At 77.5% G+C, this 236-nt stretch carries 1 pseudogene; it reads left to right on the top strand.

Annotated features, from left to right (window positions below):
* Window positions 1-236 (top strand): annotated as a pseudogene (locus ACYQ0J_RS13780) (metal-dependent hydrolase); the annotation flags it as partial.

Here is a 236-nt window from a genome sequence, read left to right as displayed (position 1 = left end):
GCGGGAAGGGGTTCTGGTTGAGGACGAGTTGGGCCGCACCCTGGCGGTGAGCCGGGACGGCCAGGTGGTGGCCTACCGGGTGCGCATGGTCCGGGGGAGGCCCCAGGTCCTCAGGGAGTGGCGGCTGGACCTCTCGGGGAGGCTTCTCGCCGACCTCCTGCAGGCCCTCCCCCGGTCCGCCCGGAGGGTCTGGGTCACCGGGGAGGCCCGCCCCCCCCCCCCCCCCCCCCCCCCCC

It is taken from the genome of Thermus sp. FJN-A, assembly GCF_054655095.1.
Note: the sequence above shows the minus strand (reverse complement) of the source record. Positions and strands in the feature narration are given on the sequence as shown.